Source organism: Erythrobacter sp. S227 (assembly GCF_057364925.1).
On the sequence record NZ_CP200280.1, the window covers coordinates 2,824,660 to 2,840,350 of the forward strand.

18 protein-coding genes are annotated in these 15,691 nt (G+C 58.4%); 12 read left to right on the plus strand and 6 right to left on the minus strand.

Translation table 11 applies throughout. The features are described 5' to 3' along the window. Positions 1 to 15: 15 nt before the first annotated feature. A complete protein-coding gene (locus AC0V6Q_RS13465) occupies positions 16 to 618 on the plus strand; it encodes an HAD-IA family hydrolase (protein WP_486168890.1) in 603 nt (200 codons plus the stop codon). A 166-nt stretch (positions 619 to 784) separates the two neighbouring features. Here the strand turns inward: AC0V6Q_RS13465 and AC0V6Q_RS13470 are convergent, their stop codons facing one another. Then, a complete protein-coding gene (locus tag AC0V6Q_RS13470) occupies positions 785 to 1,126 on the minus strand; it encodes a CC_3452 family protein (protein ID WP_486168891.1) in 342 nt (113 codons plus the stop codon). A gap of 236 nt (positions 1,127 to 1,362) precedes the next feature. On the opposite strand from AC0V6Q_RS13470, the gene AC0V6Q_RS13475 reads away from it, so the two are divergent. Together AC0V6Q_RS13475 and recQ are read left to right on the plus strand one after the other, a co-directional pair. After that, a complete protein-coding gene (locus AC0V6Q_RS13475; RefSeq protein ID WP_486168892.1) occupies positions 1,363 to 1,917 on the plus strand; it encodes a winged helix-turn-helix transcriptional regulator in 555 nt (184 codons plus the stop codon). 145 nt (positions 1,918 to 2,062) lie between these two features. Then, a complete protein-coding gene (recQ, locus tag AC0V6Q_RS13480; protein ID WP_486168893.1) occupies positions 2,063 to 3,889 on the plus strand; it encodes a DNA helicase RecQ in 1,827 nt (608 codons plus the stop codon). Positions 3,890 to 3,895: 6 nt separating this feature from the next. On the opposite strand, the gene AC0V6Q_RS13485 is transcribed toward recQ, so the two are convergent. After that, entirely contained in the window at positions 3,896 to 4,612 is a 717-nt protein-coding gene (locus tag AC0V6Q_RS13485) for a Crp/Fnr family transcriptional regulator (protein ID WP_486168894.1), read from the minus strand. 34 nt (positions 4,613 to 4,646) lie between these two features. Next, a complete protein-coding gene (locus tag AC0V6Q_RS13490) occupies positions 4,647 to 6,143 on the minus strand; it encodes a YifB family Mg chelatase-like AAA ATPase (RefSeq protein ID WP_486168895.1) in 1,497 nt (498 codons plus the stop codon). 162 nt (positions 6,144 to 6,305) lie between these two features. Between AC0V6Q_RS13490 and AC0V6Q_RS13495 the strand changes: the two genes are divergently transcribed. The 7 genes from AC0V6Q_RS13495 (at position 6,306) to AC0V6Q_RS13525 (ending at position 12,198) form a co-directional block, all read left to right on the plus strand. Beyond that, positions 6,306 to 7,367, plus strand: a complete 1,062-nt coding sequence (locus AC0V6Q_RS13495) for a hypothetical protein (protein ID WP_486168896.1) — start codon at positions 6,306 to 6,308, stop codon at positions 7,365 to 7,367. Positions 7,368 to 7,493: 126 nt separating this feature from the next. Continuing rightward, on the plus strand, positions 7,494 to 7,628 hold the full coding sequence (gene rpmH, locus AC0V6Q_RS13500; protein ID WP_486168897.1) for a 50S ribosomal protein L34: 135 nt from the start codon (positions 7,494 to 7,496) through the stop codon (positions 7,626 to 7,628). Between the two features lie 125 nt (positions 7,629 to 7,753). After that, complete coding sequence (rnpA, locus tag AC0V6Q_RS13505) at positions 7,754 to 8,152, plus strand: ribonuclease P protein component (protein ID WP_486168898.1); 399 nt, start codon at positions 7,754 to 7,756, stop codon at positions 8,150 to 8,152. Further along, positions 8,149 to 8,358, plus strand: coding sequence for a membrane protein insertion efficiency factor YidD (gene yidD / locus AC0V6Q_RS13510; RefSeq protein WP_486168899.1), 210 nt, complete (start codon positions 8,149 to 8,151; stop codon positions 8,356 to 8,358). Before rnpA ends, yidD begins: the two co-directional genes overlap by 4 nt. Before the next feature lie 84 nt (positions 8,359 to 8,442). Continuing rightward, positions 8,443 to 10,242, plus strand: a complete 1,800-nt coding sequence (gene yidC, locus AC0V6Q_RS13515) for a membrane protein insertase YidC (protein WP_486168900.1) — start codon at positions 8,443 to 8,445, stop codon at positions 10,240 to 10,242. Between the two features lie 4 nt (positions 10,243 to 10,246). After that, positions 10,247 to 10,957, plus strand: a complete 711-nt coding sequence (yihA, locus tag AC0V6Q_RS13520) for a ribosome biogenesis GTP-binding protein YihA/YsxC (protein WP_486168901.1) — start codon at positions 10,247 to 10,249, stop codon at positions 10,955 to 10,957. Between the two features lie 254 nt (positions 10,958 to 11,211). Continuing rightward, complete coding sequence (locus AC0V6Q_RS13525) at positions 11,212 to 12,198, plus strand: hypothetical protein (protein WP_486168902.1); 987 nt, start codon at positions 11,212 to 11,214, stop codon at positions 12,196 to 12,198. Between the two features lie 216 nt (positions 12,199 to 12,414). Here AC0V6Q_RS13525 and AC0V6Q_RS13530 read toward each other — a convergent pair whose 3' ends face one another. Both AC0V6Q_RS13530 and AC0V6Q_RS13535 read right to left on the minus strand, forming a co-directional pair. Then, positions 12,415 to 12,756 carry a hypothetical protein gene (locus AC0V6Q_RS13530; RefSeq protein WP_486168903.1) on the minus strand — a complete coding sequence of 114 codons (342 nt, stop codon included), beginning with the start codon at positions 12,754 to 12,756 and terminating at the stop codon, positions 12,415 to 12,417. A gap of 59 nt (positions 12,757 to 12,815) precedes the next feature. Further along, complete coding sequence (locus AC0V6Q_RS13535) at positions 12,816 to 13,250, minus strand: VOC family protein (RefSeq protein ID WP_486168904.1); 435 nt, start codon at positions 13,248 to 13,250, stop codon at positions 12,816 to 12,818. 118 nt (positions 13,251 to 13,368) lie between these two features. Between AC0V6Q_RS13535 and AC0V6Q_RS13540 the strand changes: the two genes are divergently transcribed. Continuing rightward, positions 13,369 to 14,025: a glutathione S-transferase family protein gene (locus AC0V6Q_RS13540; RefSeq protein ID WP_486168905.1), complete on the plus strand. Its 657-nt coding sequence runs from the start codon at positions 13,369 to 13,371 to the stop codon at positions 14,023 to 14,025. A gap of 5 nt (positions 14,026 to 14,030) precedes the next feature. Here the strand turns inward: AC0V6Q_RS13540 and AC0V6Q_RS13545 are convergent, their stop codons facing one another. Continuing rightward, positions 14,031 to 14,498, minus strand: a complete 468-nt coding sequence (locus AC0V6Q_RS13545) for a cupin domain-containing protein (protein WP_486168906.1) — start codon at positions 14,496 to 14,498, stop codon at positions 14,031 to 14,033. 29 nt (positions 14,499 to 14,527) lie between these two features. Between AC0V6Q_RS13545 and dapE the strand changes: the two genes are divergently transcribed. After that, positions 14,528 to 15,685 (plus strand): succinyl-diaminopimelate desuccinylase, encoded by a 1,158-nt coding sequence (gene dapE / locus AC0V6Q_RS13550; protein WP_486168907.1) that lies wholly within the window; start codon positions 14,528 to 14,530, stop codon positions 15,683 to 15,685. The last annotated feature ends 6 nt before the right edge of the window (positions 15,686 to 15,691 follow it).

The following is a 15,691-nucleotide window of genomic DNA, read 5'->3' on the forward strand; positions in this document are numbered from 1 at the left end:
CAAAAGGGTTCTCAAATGAACAAAGCGGTGGTGTTCGATGTGGGGCGCGTCCTGTTCCATTGGCAATTGCGCAATCTGTTTGAACAGATCATCCACGATGAGGCGGAGCTTGATTGGTTCCTGGCCAATGTCGTGACCGAGGATTGGCACTTTCAGCATGATCGCGGCCGGCCTTTGGGCGAAATGGTGCCCGAGCGTATCGCACAGTTCCCGCAATATGAGGCGCAGATCAAAGCGTATGAGACGCGTTTTAACGAGACCATCCCCGGCCCTGTCGAAGGGTCATGCGAACTCGTCAGACGGCTTCATGACCGCAGCGTACCGCTCTTTTGCCTGACCAATTTCGGGCATGAGTTTTGGGAGGGGTTCCGGCCCACACAGCCGATCTTCGACCTGTTCGGCGACATCATCGTCTCCGGCACAGAAAAAGTCGCAAAGCCTGAGGCGTGTATCTACGAAATCGTTGAGGAGCGTTCAGGGCGCACCGGATCCGACCTCTTCTTCACCGACGACAATCCCGCCAATATCGAGGCAGCAAAGCAGCGCGGTTGGGATGCGCATCTGTTCACCGATGCAAGCGCGCTCGAACAGCAGCTGACAAACGCAGGTCTTCTTTAGACGGCGCATAAAAAAGCCCCGGCGCGCTGTTGGGGAAGAGCGCTGCCGGGGACTTCAGGTTCACCCGTGTGGAGATACGGGCGGGTGGGATACGGGCCGCACCTCTAGGTTAGAGGGGACAGGCGCAGCCCGCTGATGGAGAGGTTTGTCGTTCTTGCTTGCCGCCTTACTTGCCGTTGCAGCGGTCGAGCTTTTCTTCGGTCAGCTCTTCGCCATTCGCAGTGAAGCTGGCGATCTCGCCAATCTCGCGCTTGAGACCGCGGCAGATGCGCGATGCACGCGACGAGCCTTTATTAGCGACACAGGTCGTGCCCTGACACGCCCAGGCAACGCCGCCTGCAACAACGCGGTCATCTTCAGCAGGCTGGGCCAGCTGAGCGGTGTAATACGGGCCATTGTCTGCCAGAGCCGGGGCAGGCGCGGTGGCAGCGCCAAAGGTGAGAGCGGTGTAAACGAGAGCCGAGGCAAAGACTGCGATGCGCTCGGCGCGGGGGAGAGAGAGGGTCATCTTGCATTCCTTCTGATGGTGCCTAATTGGTCATCATGTTGCGATGCACAGTTTCGAATCGAAACCAGTTGCGTATCACTACCTATGTGATTAGGTTTCAGGTTGCAACTAAAAACTTATATTTCTTTCCTGCCTCTTGAATTGTCCTGTGACAGCCGCGTCAGGGACATTTTTCGCAGGCCGATTTTGTGATTTTGCAAAGGTCGGTTAGAAAGGTTGCAGGAGAAGGACTGATTATGGGCGAAATTAGAGAACCACTGCGCGAGCTTATTGACTGCGGCCTGCCGCAAGCACTTGAAGTGATGGGCGAACGCTGGGCGTTTATGATCCTGCGGGCGAGCTTCAACGGGTTGCACCATTTTGAAGAATTTTTGAGCGAACTCGGGATCGCACGAAACATTCTGTCGAACCGTCTCGCAAAGCTGGTTGAACACGGCATTCTGAAGCGCGAGCCGTGCGCCGATGACCGCCGCAAGATCGAATATCGCCTGACACCAAAAGGCTTTGACCTGCTGCCTGCGATGATTGCTCTTCGCCAGTGGGGCCAAAAATACGCCCATGAGCCTGTGCTCGAAGATCCGGTTTTGGTGGACGAGCTTGATCGACTGCCTATTGGTCCGGTTTCGATGCTGTCGCACGATGGCCGCGTGCTGGATCATATGGGCCTCAACATGATCCGCCGCGCCGATATCGGAAGGCGGGCGGATGGCACTATCGCAACGCCTGCGGGCGAAATCGGCGATGGCGACGTTGTTGATCTCTCCACCGTGAAGCGGGCTGTCCGCAAATAAATAGGCAAGGCACCGCTTTTGCGGGCCTCAATTCAAAGCATCGCGAGAAATCTGCGGACTTAGCAGCGCGCTTGTCTGGCGGCTGACGCCGGTGTGATCTAGCGAAGGGGCTCCTTCTTCCGCCCCGATCTTGGACTCTGCCGCTTTGACCGCGACCCCCGTGCCCGAAATCCCCGACACTACGGATGCGTCCCTTTCGGGCGACGTTTACGATGTCCTGCGCCGGACCTTTGGGTTTGATGGTTTTCGGGGGATGCAGGAGCGTGTGATCGCGCGCATTTTGGGCGGCGAACACACCTTGGCGCTGATGCCGACAGGGGCGGGCAAATCGCTCTGTTATCAAATCCCTGCACTTGTGCGCGATGGAACGGCGATTGTTGTCTCCCCGCTGATCGCCTTGATGCATGATCAGATCCGGTCCGCACGCGCGGTTGGCATTCGCGCCGCCTCTTTGACATCGGTTGATGCAGATCAGGCCGAAACGGTGCAGGCCCTGCGCTCTGGTGAGTTGGACCTCCTTTACGTTGCGCCAGAGCGGGCAAACACATCGGGGTTTCAGGCGCTTTTATCGCAAGCCCAGATTGGGCTGTTCGCCATTGATGAAGCGCACTGCGTGTCGGAATGGGGGCACGATTTCCGCCCCGATTATCGTACCTTGCGCGAAATGCTGGACCGGTTTGGCGATGTGCCGCGGCTGGCTCTGACCGCGACGGCTGATGAGGTAACGCGCGAAGACATTCTCAAGCAGTTGGGCATTGCGCCCGAAGGCCTCATCAAAGCAGGCTTTGATAGGCCCAACATCCGTTATTCCATTGCTCCGCGCGCCAATCAGGCAAAGCAGATCGCCGATGTGATCACCAGAACGCCCGGCGCTGGCATCGTCTATGCGACCAGTCGCAAGGGCACAGAGGACTTGGCCGCAAAACTTGCTTCCACCGGACGGCCGGTGCGTGCCTATCACGCAGGGTTGCCGCCGGAACAACGCGCCGCAACGCAGGCGGAATTCGTGGCTTCTGAAGACATGGTGATGGTTGCCACAATCGCCTTTGGCATGGGGATCGACAAACCCGATGTGCGCTTTGTCATCCATGCCGGTCTGCCCAAGTCGATCGAGGCGTACTATCAGGAAACAGGTCGCGCCGGACGTGATGGCGATCCGGCAGCAGCGCATATGTTCTGGGCGCCGAGCGATTTTGCCAAAGCGCGCCAATGGCTTAGCGATGTCGATGAAACGCGCATGCCGAGCGAGCGCGCGCGGCTGAATGCGCTCGCAGGACTGGTCGAAAGTGCTCAGTGTCGGCGCAAGCTGTTGCTCAAGCATTTTGGCGATGATCTTCCCGAACCTTGTGGCAATTGCGACCGCTGTCTGGATCCGCCGCAAGTGCTGGATGTGACCGAGCTTGCGCAAAAGCTGCTCTCTGCCGTCTACCGCACAGGGCAAAGCTTTGGCATGGGCCATATCGAGCGGGTGCTGCTGGGCCGTGATGACCCGCGCGTGATCGAGCGGCGTCATGACAAGCTTTCCGTTTTCGGGATTGTGGGCGCGTCCGAGGCCCCTTTGCTAAAACCGGTCATGCGGTATCTCACCGCGCACGAAATGCTGGTGACCACAGAGCACGGTGGTCTCGCCCTTGGGCAAGAAGCACGCGACGTCCTCAAAGGTGATCGAGCTGTGATGATCGCAGAGCCGCCCAAATCCAAGCGCGGACGCGGTGAGAAAAGCAGCGGCGCTATTCCCAATCCTGTGGGCGATCCCTTGTTTGATGCCCTGCGCGCAAAGCGCAGCGAGCTTGCCAAAGAGCACGGCGTGCCCGCCTACATCATCTTTCATGACAGCGTGCTTCGCGCGATGGCCGCCTTCGTCCCGCAAACCTTGCGCGAGATCGGGGAGCTTCAGGGTGTGGGCGAGAAGAAGCTCGACACATGGGGCCCCGAGTTCTTGACGGTTTTGCGCGAGCTCGGCGCTCGGTAACCCGCCTTAGCTCTGCGCCTCTTCCAGCAGCTCGATACTTGCCTGTGTGGCCGGCATTGCATCATCCGGCTGGTAACTGCTGGTGAGTTTCTTGGCGAGGTCGCGGGTCAGCAATGCGTTCAGGGAAATGCGCAAAGCCTCGTGCCTGCGCCCCAAACGGCGCAATTGATCGCAATCCCACTCCACATATCGCACGCCCTGTGGTGCAACCGTGGTTGCGGTCGTGCGCCGGTTGAGGACAAACGCCACCTCGCCCACAAAATTGCCTTCGGGCAAGCGGAACTGGCGCTCGCGCTTTTCAACGCTGATAACTCCATCGAATACATAGAAAAGCGCGTCAGAGGGCTCATCTTCCTGTGTCAGAATAGTCCCCGATGGATCGTCCGCCTGCCGCCAGTTGGCGATCGCTGCAATGCGCCGGAACTGTCCAGGGGTGAGCGTATCGAAAGCCTCGAACAGGCGTTTTTCATCATCGGTCATACGCAGCGTCGTGCGTTCTAGGATGATCTGTCCCAGAACCCAGAAATTCACGCTCAGCATCAGGGCGCTTGTGATGATTGCCCCCCATAAAGGGCCAGCGGGAATGGCAAAGTAATAGGCAATATAAACGAAGGTCGAGATGACGATGAGCAGCCGCAGGCGAAGCTCGTCGCGGATGGCATAGCCAACCAGAAGCAGGGCTGCTGCCGGATAAATCAGCCACTCGGGATCAAACGCGCTCATAGGAAATGCGTGTAGGCGAGAAATTTCAGGCTTATCAAGGGGCTCGCATCTTTTGTCGGTAGGATAAGGCTTCCGCGATATGTGGGCGGCCCACAGTTTGCGCGTCGGCGAGGTCCGCAATTGTGCGCGCAACGCGCAGGACGCGGGTGTAGCTGCGCGCCGACAATCGCAGCTTTTCCGCCGCTCTCATCAGCAATGCACGGCCTTCGTCATCGGGGCTTGCATGGGTTTCCAATGCGTCCCCTTCGAGTTCCGCATTGGAGCGCACCCCGCGTGTGCCCGCCCGTGTTCTTGCGGCGGCAACACGGGCGGCGACCTCGGCGCTTCCTTCGGCTGGTGGGGGCAAGGTGAGGTCCACCGCGCTGACCGCGGCCACATCAACATGCAGGTCAATCCGGTCGAGCAGGGGGCCCGACAATCGCGCCTGATAATCGCCCATACACCGCGGGTAGCGATTGCAGTTCTGCATCGGATCGCCCGCATAACCGCATCTGCACGGGTTCATCGCCGCGATCAGCTGCACGCGCGCAGGGAAGGTCACATGCGCATTGGCCCGCGCCACATCGACCTGACCCGTCTCGAGCGGTTGTCTCAGCGAGTCGAGCACAGGCCGCTGAAACTCGGGCAGTTCATCAAGGAACAGCACACCCAGATGCGCAAGGCTGATTTCGCCGGGACGCACCTTTAGCCCACCGCCGGTCAATGCTGCCATGCTGGCCGAATGGTGCGGCGCGCGGAATGGTCTTGCGCGGCTGATCCGGCCTGCTTCCAAAGTGCCCGCGACCGATTGCACCATGGATACCTCCAATGCCTCGCTCGGCGTCAGCTCTGGCAAAATCCCTGGAAGACAGGATGCAAGCATGCTTTTGCCCGATCCCGGCGGCCCTGACATCAGGAGATTATGCCCGCCAGCCGCCGCGATTTCCAAGGCGCGCTTGACCGTTTCCTGCCCTTTCACCTGTTTAAGGTCGGTGGATGCAACGGGATCATCCACCTCGCCCCGGGGCGGTTCGTCTAGAACAGCGTCACCTTTTAGGTGGTCAAGCAGGCTCCCCAAATCGCGCGGGGCCAGAACCGGCACACCGCTTGCCCAACGCGCCTCGGACCCTTGGGTTGCAGGACAGATAAGCCCCGTCTCCTCGCCGCTTGCATACAGCGCTGCGATCAAAACGCCGGGCGATGCCACTATGCGCCCATCGAGCGACAATTCCCCGACCGCGATCCAATCGTTCAACTGTTCGGCATCGGTCACACCCATCGCGGCAAGCAGTGCAAGCGCGATCGGCAAGTCATAGTGCGAGCCATCTTTGGGAAGGTCTGCGGGTGATAAGTTAACGGTGATCCGCTTTGGCGGCATCGCCAGACCCATGGCAGAGAGCGCTGCCTGCACCCTCTCGCGGCTTTCGCTTACCGCTTTATCGGGAAGACCCACGATAGAGAAACGCGGCAGGCCCGGTGCAACCTGACATTGAACTTCGACCCCGCGCGCCTCGAGCCCCAGATACGCGACAGTACGAATGAGTGCGACCATGCCGCAGCCCCCTTTGCAAATTGTCGCACCCGGCACTTCCTCCGAAACGCCTGTTGTAAGGGTAAACGCCTTATTGTCGAGGCGCTTGGTGCGACTACGAAAGGACTTTGTAAGTATAAACTTTGGCAGTTCGTGAAGGGGCTGCGGCATATTTTTGCAGGCATGAAAAGAATTGCCGCAATTCTCATCGCCGCGCAAATGGCCTTCGTATCCAGCCCTCTCTGGGCGCAGGACTATGCAGGGAGCCATAGCGGATCGCGTACGGTCGAAACGCAAAGCTGGGTCGAGGAATGGGACCCTGTCCAGGGCCGCTGGGTCAAGGTTGCCGATGACGAGGTCGGCCCTGATGTCGAAACTCTGCCAACCCATGTCATTACGATTGTAAACGGCGCGGCAGTTGCGGAGACACGCAACGCCGCGCGCTATGCGGTCAATGTTCCGGCCACGCGCCCTTCGGCAGCGCTTGCGCAATACGGCCCGTTTCTGGTCACAAGCCCGACAGTGGCCAAAATGGTCAGTTCCACCAACGGTCGCAGCCCACAGGATTTCGATGCCATGCTGCGCGACTTTCCGGCAATCGCAACCCTTGAGATGGTCGAGGCGCCGGGCACCAGCAATGATATCGCCAATCTCGCTGTGGGACGCAAAATCCGCGAGGCGGGGATTTCCACCCACGTGCCGCGCGGCGGCTCTGTTCGTTCCGGCGCAGTCGAATTGTTCCTTGCTGGTGAAACCCGCTCGATCGAGGACGGCGCGACTTTTGCCGTTCACTCATGGCTCGACAATCACGGTCGCGAGGCGGACGACTTTGCGCCAGATCACCCTGCGCACCGCCTCTATCTCGACTATTATGTCGAAATGGGAATGAGCGAGCACCAGGCCCGCCAATTCTATGCGATGACCAACTCGGTTCCGCATGCAAGCGCACGCTGGCTCAAAGCTGACGAGATGCGAGGCTGGATTGCGCCTGCGCAATTGTCGCCGCAGCGTTATGCCGCGCGCCGTGTTGACGCTGAACAGATTGAGGCGGTTTGCAGCTTCTGCGAACGGGTGCGCGATAATCTCGCAGCCACCGATGCCAAGATTGCTTCGATGGATTTGGGCACACTTGCGCTGAACACCGCGACACCTGTGATCGATTACGGAGACGTGACCGGCATGGGTATTGGCGTGAAGACAGCAGCGAAGATTGCATTTGCAGACACGTCTTTGCTTGACTCATGAAGAGCTTTTCCATAGTTGCGCGCGCTTGACACAGGCCGCTTGTTTTAAAGAGGTCTAACACAGGCATCGTCGCATCAACCCGATCAGGGATGCGCGGCGGCAGCCAAGCAAATATTCGAGGACGAAATGAAGCGGACTTTCCAGCCTAGCAATCTTGTGCGTGCCCGTCGGCACGGCTTCTTTGCACGCAAAGCTACCCCGGGTGGCCGCAAAGTGATCCGCGCCCGCCGTCGGCGTGGTCGTGGCAAGCTCTCTGCCTAATTCTACCGGTAGACACAGCGATCCTGCGCTTTTTGAGCGCATCGCAAATCAAGTGGCTGTCTGGCCAGATTTGATGTGAACTTGCGGGCTCCCAATGGGGGCCCGTATGCGTTATTGATTCGGTTATGCAAAAGGTTCTTACGAAGCGCGCGGATTTTCTGGCCGCCAATAAGGGCCTGCGAAATGCGAAGACGGGATTCGTTCTGCTGACCCGGCCCAACGGGGGCGAGGGCGTAAGATACGGGATCACTGTTACCAAGAAGATTGGCAATGCGGTTGTCCGCAACCGGATGAAGCGGCGTTTCCGCGAACTCTTGCGCGGGGCCCTTCCCGAACACGGCCTTGCCGATCACGACCATGTTCTCATTGGCAGAGCAGGCGGGGTCGAGCGCGATTTCACCGCTCTTGCAAAGGACCTTGTCAGCGCGCTCGAGCGTGCAGGCGAGGGCAAAGGCGACAGCGCCAGAGGGCGACGACCACGAAAGGGCTCGATCAAAGGTCAGCCGGGCAGGCGGCCCAAATGAAGTACGTTCTGATCCTCATGGCAAAGGCGTGGCAATATGGTCCCTCGCTCGTTTTACCGCCGACCTGCCGCTATTCTCCATCTTGCAGCCAGTACATGATTGAGGCAGTCCAGAAACATGGTGCCCTTAAGGGTGGATGGTTGGGGCTAAAGCGTATAGGGCGCTGCCATCCTTGGGGAGGGCATGGCCATGACCCGGTGCCATAATGGCATTGGAATCGTCAGCGTCTTACCCATATAATACACTTCAACCACCTTATTTTCAGATAGCGATCACTTAGGGCTTACATCTTGGACAATCAGCGTAATCTTCTGCTCGCCGTCGTGCTTTCAGGCTTGCTCATCCTGGGTTGGGATGTGGGTATGCGGTATATATATCCGACACCGCCCGAGGCGGATGTCGCTGAGGCTGATGTAAATGCGCAGGCTCCCTCGACCGCCACCTCGCCAAGCACGGCATCTGCAAGTGGTGCCACTCCGGGCGCTACGAATGCTGCCGGCGAAGCAGAGCCTGTCAAGGGTCCTGTCGATCTGGAAACGGCCCTTGCATCACAAACCCGCGTCACAATCGATGCGCCTAGTGTTGCCGGTTCGATCAATCTGGTTGGCGCACGGATCGATGACCTTGTGCTCAGGAATTACAGCGCGACCACTGACAAAGACAGCGGCTCTGTGCGTTTCCTTGCACCGGGTAACACCGACATCGAGCATTTCGCCGAGTTTGGCTTTGTTGTCGCAGGCGAGCGCATGTCGAGCCGTGCCATCTGGGAAGCGGATGCAGATACGCTGAACGTCGACACACCGGTGACGCTTTCGCGCACCGATGAGAACGGCATTACCTACAAGATCAAATTCTCGATCGACGATACCTATATGATCGCGGTCGACCAATCGGTTGAAAACGGGTCAGAGGCAGCGACAATCGTTCAACCTTTCGCCTTTATCAAACGCACCAGCACCAACGCCTCGCCCGATCAATTTATCGCGCATGCTGGCCCGACCGGTGTATTTGGCGGGTCACTTTACGATCCCAATTCTTACGAAGAGCTCGCAGAGCTTGGCCGCGATTCGCCGGCTGGCGCTGCCTCGTGGCTCGGCTTTACCGACACCTATTGGGCAAGCCTTTTGATCCCGGGCGAGGGCGAAACCGATACAGCGGGCTGGCGTTCGCTTGGCGGCAATCTGTTCCGTGCCGACCTTATCTATGATGCCCAAACCGTGCCCGCTGGCGGCACTTTGACACAGAACACACAGCTTTTCGCAGGCGCCAAGGTGAGCGAAATCCTCGACACTTACGAGGACACCGGCATCACCTATTTCGGCAAGGCGATCAGCTGGGGCTGGTTCGAGTGGTTTGAAAAGCCCCTTTTGTGGCTGCTTCGCACGCTCAATGGCCTGGTTGGCAATTTCGGCGTCGCCATTATCCTGCTCACCGTCCTTATCCGCGGGCTGATGTTCCCGATTGCGCAAAAGCAATTCGCGTCGATGGCCGCAATGAAGGCGATCCAGCCCAAGATGAAAGCGCTGCAAGAGCGTTACAAAGACGACAAGCAAACCCAGCAGGCGAAAATCGCCGAGCTGTTCAAGGAAGAGAAGGTCAATCCGCTCGCTGGCTGTTTGCCACTGATCATCCAGATCCCGATCTTCTTTGCGCTTTATAAAGTGCTCTATCTCGCGATCGAAATGCGGCACGAACCGTTCCTGTATATCAAGGACCTCTCCGGCCCCGATCCCGCAACGATCCTCAACGCCTTTGGCCTTCTGCCATATGACGTGCCTGGCTTCCTTGGTATTGGCGTTTTGGCGGTTCTGATGGGCTTCACCATGTGGCTCACCTTCCGCCTGAACCCCAGCGCGATGGACCCGATGCAGCAGCAGATCTTCAATCTTATGCCGTGGGTGTTGATGTTCGTGATGGCACCGTTTGCAGCAGGGCTCCTGCTCTACTGGGTAACATCGAACATTCTGACTGTGGCGCAGCAAAGCTTCCTTTATTCCAAGCACCCGCAATTGCGTGCCGCTGCGGAAAAAGAGAAAGCCGAGAAAGCGCAGGCAAAAGAGCGCGAAAAAGCCGAAAAGGGCGGGGCGTAAGGCCATGACCGGGCCAAGCGAGGAAGAGCTACAGCGCCGCGCGCAAGAGCTTCGCGAGCGTAAAGCCTCGCGCCTGTTTTCAGGCCGCGTGGACTTCCTCTTGTCCGCACCCCAGCTTAAGTTTCTGCCCGAACCCACCGTGCCGGAGATCGCCTTTTGCGGGCGCAGTAATGTGGGCAAAAGCTCGCTGTTGAACGCGCTCACCGGGCGCAAGTCGATTGCGCGCGCTTCGGTGACCCCGGGGCGCACACAGGAACTCAACTACTTTGAAATCGGCATGGCCGATCCCAATGTGCCGGACGGCAAATCCCTGTTTCGCCTTGTCGATATGCCGGGTTATGGCTTTGCCAAGGCGCCCGTTAAAGTGGTCGAGCGCTGGAAGAAGCTGGTGCGCACCTATTTGCGCGGACGCCAGGTGCTCGCGCGCAACCTTGTGCTGGTCGACAGCCGCCATGGCCTCAAAGACGTCGATCGCGAGATGATGAAAATGCTCGATGAGGCTGCGGTTGGCTATCGCATCGTTCTCACCAAAACCGACAAGGTCAAAGCGAGCGAGCTTGAGCGTGTGGCGAACCGAATCGCTGACGAATCGCGCAAGCATCCGGCTGCCTTTCCAACTTTGCACCTAACAAGCAGCGAAAAAGGCATGGGTATCGAAGAACTTCGTGCCGCTGTCGTCGCTGATGCTTTGGGTGAAGGTTACTTCGAGAATTAGTTAACAGAAAATCGCATGCTGCCCTGCAATCCTCGGGATTTTGCGGGTCGCCTGTTAACGCCCTCTTGGCCATCCCTTGATTGGCCCCGCGTCTCTAAAATTCTGATTCACCATATAAAATTGCTCGGCAGTTTTGCGTAGGTCGCCATTTCCTCTCTGTTAACTTTGCTGAAACTGTTGGGGGCGAAAACGGCGGGGAAGCGTGCAGCCATCGGTAAGCGCGCACAAAACAAGAAGACCAGAGGACCAGACCCATGAAAAAGATCATTCTTGCAGGTGCATCTGTCGCAGCTCTTGCCATTTCGGCTCCGGCAGCCGCGCAAAGTTCGTCAACAGTCGACCAGACCGGCAACGGCAACAGCGCTGACGTGGTTCAAGAAAACTCGAACTCGTCGACCATCACGCAAGTAGGCGACAACAATGTTGCAGGCGTCGATCAATCCTTTGGCAATGGCAACACGTCAACCATCACACAAAATGCAAGCGGTTCGAACGAAGCGGGCGTTTTCCAGAACGGCCTGAACAGCACATCGACCGTCACCCAAACCGGTGACGCAAGCGACGATGTGGCTATTGTTGTCCAAGACGTCCTGTCTGATGATGCAACCGCGACGATCACGCAAACCGGCAATGGTGGCGGTTCAAGCTCGAACATTGCTCTGATTGACCAGGACAACGGCTCGGGCAGCACCGCAAGCATCGCGCAAAGCGGTCTCACCAACGTTGCAGAGACCATTCAGGAAGGTTCAGGCAACCTCTCTGATGTCACGCAAACCGGCATTTCGGGCACGGTGTTTGTCGACCAGATCGGCGACAACAACACCGACCTTACAATTCAGGGCGGCGATACCAACTTTGCTGATGTCAATCAGGGCTCCGGCGGCGGACTGGTCAGCGGGAGCACTTCAACCGTGTTCCAGGACGGCGACAACAACAGCGCGACCGTCAACCAGCTAGCTGACAATAACGAGAGCTTCGTCGATCAGGGCTTTAGCGGTGGTTCGTTCAACACTGCACTCGTCAACCAGACCGGCACCGGTAACTTTAGCGGTATCGAGCAGGGTGCAAGCGCGACCAGCAACAGCAACCTTGCTGACGTGCTGCAGTCGGGCAATGACAACACCAGCTTCATCTCGCAAAATGGCGATCTGAACTCCGCTGACGTTGATCAGGCGACCAATGGCAACTTCTCTGACGTCGTTCAATCCGGCAACGGCAACTCGGCAACCGTGAGCCAGTAAACACAGACGCAACTCAAAGACGCCGGCAAGTCTGTCCATTTGCCAGCGGCCTGTGATCGCCGGGTGCCCCGATGGGTGCCCGGCGATTTCGTATGCGCGCTCTGTTTTTAAGCTGCGGCTAAATGGCCGCGCGATGCGCTGGCCCATGGCCGGTTATCAGGTTGTGGAAGATGGGCACTGCCCGGAAGTTTTGGCCGGAAGTTGTGGCCTGAAAGCTTAGGCAGTCGGCCTATCGCACGAAGTCGGCTGCGTGCTGGCGCGATTGCTCACCGCCACTTGGGAAGGCGCTGCCTGCGCATTTTGCGGCGTGTTTGAGCCGCCTGCGTCGCACGGGTCACACGCCGCATGGGCACAGCGAACGCGGGATGCTCTTGGCCCTGATGAACGCATCTTGGCGCGCATTCGGGCAATCCGAGCAGCTCTGCTGTCTTGTGCCGTCTCAGCCGCTCTATCAGCCTGTACCAGAGCCCGGTTATCGGCCTGTACGTCAGATACCGCAGTCACCGCGACATTGCCTGACGCGACTGCGAATACGATGGCTGTTAGAGCTTCCAACATCCTTCGGAAAATACCGGATGCTTGCTAAGCGGTTACTTGGAAACAGCGTTAATTCCGCCTTACTTCGCGAACAGCTGGCCCTGGTCGGCAAATGCCTTGAACTCCAGAGCATTGCCCGCCGGATCGCGCAGGAACATCGTCGCCTGTTCACCTGGCTTGCCCTTGAAACGCACCGTCGGCTCCATCACGAAATCTGTCGCGGCATCGCGCAATTTTTGCGCCAGCGCTTCCCAGGTGTCCATTTCCAAAACCAGTCCAAAGTGCGGAACCGGGACACCGTGCCCGTCGACATGATTGGTGGCGGCATCGCGGCTGTTCGCGGGCGCGAGATGCGCGACGATCTGGTGGCCGTAAAAGTTGAAGTCGATCCATTCGCGTGATGATCGCCCCTCTTCGCAGCCCAACACGCCGCCGTAAAAACGCCGCGCCTCTTCAAGGTCATCGACGGGAAATGCCAAATGGAAAGGGGCCAGACGAGAATGGGGATCGGACACGAGGCGAGCTCCAGGAGGTTGAGATGCACTATTGTAACCCGTTCAGGCTCGACAGCGAAAGCCTGAATATCTAGGTTGCTCGGAAATTCAGGCCCGTAAGGTGGACACAGGCAGAGATATGAAACTCATCATTGGCAATAAGAATTATTCTTCCTGGTCCCTACGCGGCTGGCTTGCGGCGAAACAATCGGGCCTGCATTTCGAAGAGATCACCGTGCCGCTTATGGGCGAGCATTGGGAGGCGCAAAAGCAAGGCGAAGAGTTTCAGCCTTCATCTGGCAAGGTTCCGATCCTTTGGGACGGCGACAATGTTATCTGGGACAGCCTTGCGATCATGGAATATCTTGCCGACAAGGTCGGGCGCGATCGCTTTTGGCCAAAGGACGAGGCCGCGCGTGGCATGGCACGGGCCATGGTTGCGGAAATGCACTCATCCTACGGCGAATTGCGCAGCGAAATGCCGATGAATGTGCGCAGCCGTGTCCCGCTGGAAAACCTTTCCGAAAAAGCCCAATCCGAAGTGGTGCGCATCCTTCAACTGTGGGCCGAGGCGCGTGCGCGCCATGGGTCATCTGGCCCATTCCTGTTCGGCACATTTGGCGCAGCGGACATCTTCTATGCGCCCGTCGTCTCGCGCTTCATCACCTACGGGATCGGTGTCCCCGGTTTTGCGCAAAGCTATATGCAGGCGATCTGGGAGCATGACTGGATGGCGCAGTGGATTGCGGCCGCCGAAGACGAAGAATGGGTGATCGAACAGTTTGAAACGGCCTAAGGCGGTTACGGGATGCGGTCCGTTTCGTACCGTGTCCCGTCGCGGTGGAAATAGCCGTCCGGCTCGAACACCATATCGATATCCGGATATTCGCCGCCATCGCTGTCGTAGTCACCGGCGGTTGCCACCAGAAAGACGCACTGCGCATCGCCCCTGTTTTGCAAATGGTGGCCGTTCCTCTCGCCTGCTGGCCACGCGACAATATCGCCTGCGCGAAGGATAGTTTCACCCTCGTCTTCGATCAGCACAGCCTCGCCTGAAATCATCACCAGAAGCTCGTCAATGTCGCGGTGCCAATGGCGCTGGGAGGACCATGCGCCCGGCTCCAGCACCACATGGCTGGCCCGAAGCTTCCCTAGCCCGGCGGCTGGCGCCAATCGGCGATAGTTTCGCCCCTTGACCGGTTCGTCAAAGGGAGGCGGGTAGCCGGTGGCATTGGTTTGCGCGATGGCGCTCAAATCAAGCTTGGGCATTGGGCAGGCTCCTGCTAGCGATGTGGCCCATGAGTATAGCCCTCGATTACGCAACGCGTCTAATCTCGCACCCTTCCATAACGCCCGCTACAGGCCCGGTCTTCGACGAGATGGAGGCTCTGTTGGAACCGCTCGGATTTGAAATCCACCGCTTTACCCGAGGGGACGGCGATGAGGGCAGCGATGAGGCGCCGGTCGAAAACCTCTTTGCCATTCGCAAAGGGCCCGCAGGGTCGGGGCATTTCGCCTTCGCAGGCCACCTCGATGTGGTGCCGCCAGGCGACGGCTGGGAAAACGACCCTTTCGTACCAACCGAGGAAGGCGAACTTTTATACGGGCGCGGTGCGGTCGATATGAAGAGCGCGATTGCGTGTATGGCGGCAGCTGTGCACGACATCCCGGCGGATGCAGGCACAATCAGTTTCATCATCACAGGCGATGAAGAGGGTCCGGCACTCCACGGAACGCGCGCGCTGATCGATTATATGTGCGCGCAAGGCATTCAGCCCGACCTTTGCCTTGTAGGAGAGCCCACCAGCGTCAACCGCTTGGGCGATATGATGAAAATCGGGCGGCGTGGCTCGGTCAACATCTGGCTGACGGTTGAGGGCACACAAGGCCATGTTGCCTACCCGCATCTGGCCGATAACCCCATTCCGAAGCTTGTCGCTATGCTCAAAGAGCTCGACGAACTGGTGCTCGACACGGGCACCGACTGGTTTCAGCCATCCAACCTCGAGATCACCGATATTGGTGTCGGGAATAAAGCGCACAATGTGATCCCGGCACAGGCCAAGGCGCGCATCTCGATCCGCTTCAACGATCTGCATTCAGGCGCTTCGCTTTCGGAGCGCGTCGCAGCGATTGCGGAGAAACACGGCGGGCGCGCATTGCCGATCATTTCGGGCGAGCCGTTCCTGACCGCACCGGGCGCATTTTCGGACATGCTGGCAAAGGCCGTGGAGGAAGAAACCGGCATCGCACCAGAAGCCTCTACGACAGGTGGCACATCCGATGCGCGGTTCCTTCGCGCCGTTTGTCCCGTGATTGAATTTGGCCTGTGCAATGCAACCATGCATAAGCGCAATGAAGCGGTGGCCATTCCCGATCTGGATCAGCTCACCCGCATTTACACAAAAGCAGCGCTCGGGGCGCTTGCTCTCAAGACATCGCAAGAAGAGGCGTAGAAACAC

Excerpts from the sequence above, each read along its gene's own strand:
- AC0V6Q_RS13490 (WP_486168895.1), bottom strand. The coding sequence starts at position 6,143 with ATGGTCGCACTCATTCGTACTGTCGCGTATCTGGGGCTCGAGGCGCGC.
- yidD (WP_486168899.1), top strand. The coding sequence starts at position 8,149 with ATGAAGTACGTTCTGATCCTCATGGCAAAGGCGTGGCAATATGGTCCC.
- dapE (WP_486168907.1), top strand. The coding sequence starts at position 14,528 with ATGAGTATAGCCCTCGATTACGCAACGCGTCTAATCTCGCACCCTTCC.
- yihA (WP_486168901.1), top strand. The coding sequence starts at position 10,247 with ATGACCGGGCCAAGCGAGGAAGAGCTACAGCGCCGCGCGCAAGAGCTT.
- rnpA (WP_486168898.1), top strand. The coding sequence starts at position 7,754 with ATGCAAAAGGTTCTTACGAAGCGCGCGGATTTTCTGGCCGCCAATAAG.
- AC0V6Q_RS13465 (WP_486168890.1), top strand. The coding sequence starts at position 16 with ATGAACAAAGCGGTGGTGTTCGATGTGGGGCGCGTCCTGTTCCATTGG.
- AC0V6Q_RS13475 (WP_486168892.1), top strand. The coding sequence starts at position 1,363 with ATGGGCGAAATTAGAGAACCACTGCGCGAGCTTATTGACTGCGGCCTG.
- AC0V6Q_RS13530 (WP_486168903.1), bottom strand. The coding sequence starts at position 12,756 with ATGTTGGAAGCTCTAACAGCCATCGTATTCGCAGTCGCGTCAGGCAAT.
- AC0V6Q_RS13470 (WP_486168891.1), bottom strand. The coding sequence starts at position 1,126 with ATGACCCTCTCTCTCCCCCGCGCCGAGCGCATCGCAGTCTTTGCCTCG.
- AC0V6Q_RS13485 (WP_486168894.1), bottom strand. The coding sequence starts at position 4,612 with ATGAGCGCGTTTGATCCCGAGTGGCTGATTTATCCGGCAGCAGCCCTG.
- rpmH (WP_486168897.1), top strand. The coding sequence starts at position 7,494 with ATGAAGCGGACTTTCCAGCCTAGCAATCTTGTGCGTGCCCGTCGGCAC.
- AC0V6Q_RS13545 (WP_486168906.1), bottom strand. The coding sequence starts at position 14,498 with ATGCCCAAGCTTGATTTGAGCGCCATCGCGCAAACCAATGCCACCGGC.
- AC0V6Q_RS13495 (WP_486168896.1), top strand. The coding sequence starts at position 6,306 with ATGAAAAGAATTGCCGCAATTCTCATCGCCGCGCAAATGGCCTTCGTA.
- AC0V6Q_RS13540 (WP_486168905.1), top strand. The coding sequence starts at position 13,369 with ATGAAACTCATCATTGGCAATAAGAATTATTCTTCCTGGTCCCTACGC.
- AC0V6Q_RS13525 (WP_486168902.1), top strand. The coding sequence starts at position 11,212 with ATGAAAAAGATCATTCTTGCAGGTGCATCTGTCGCAGCTCTTGCCATT.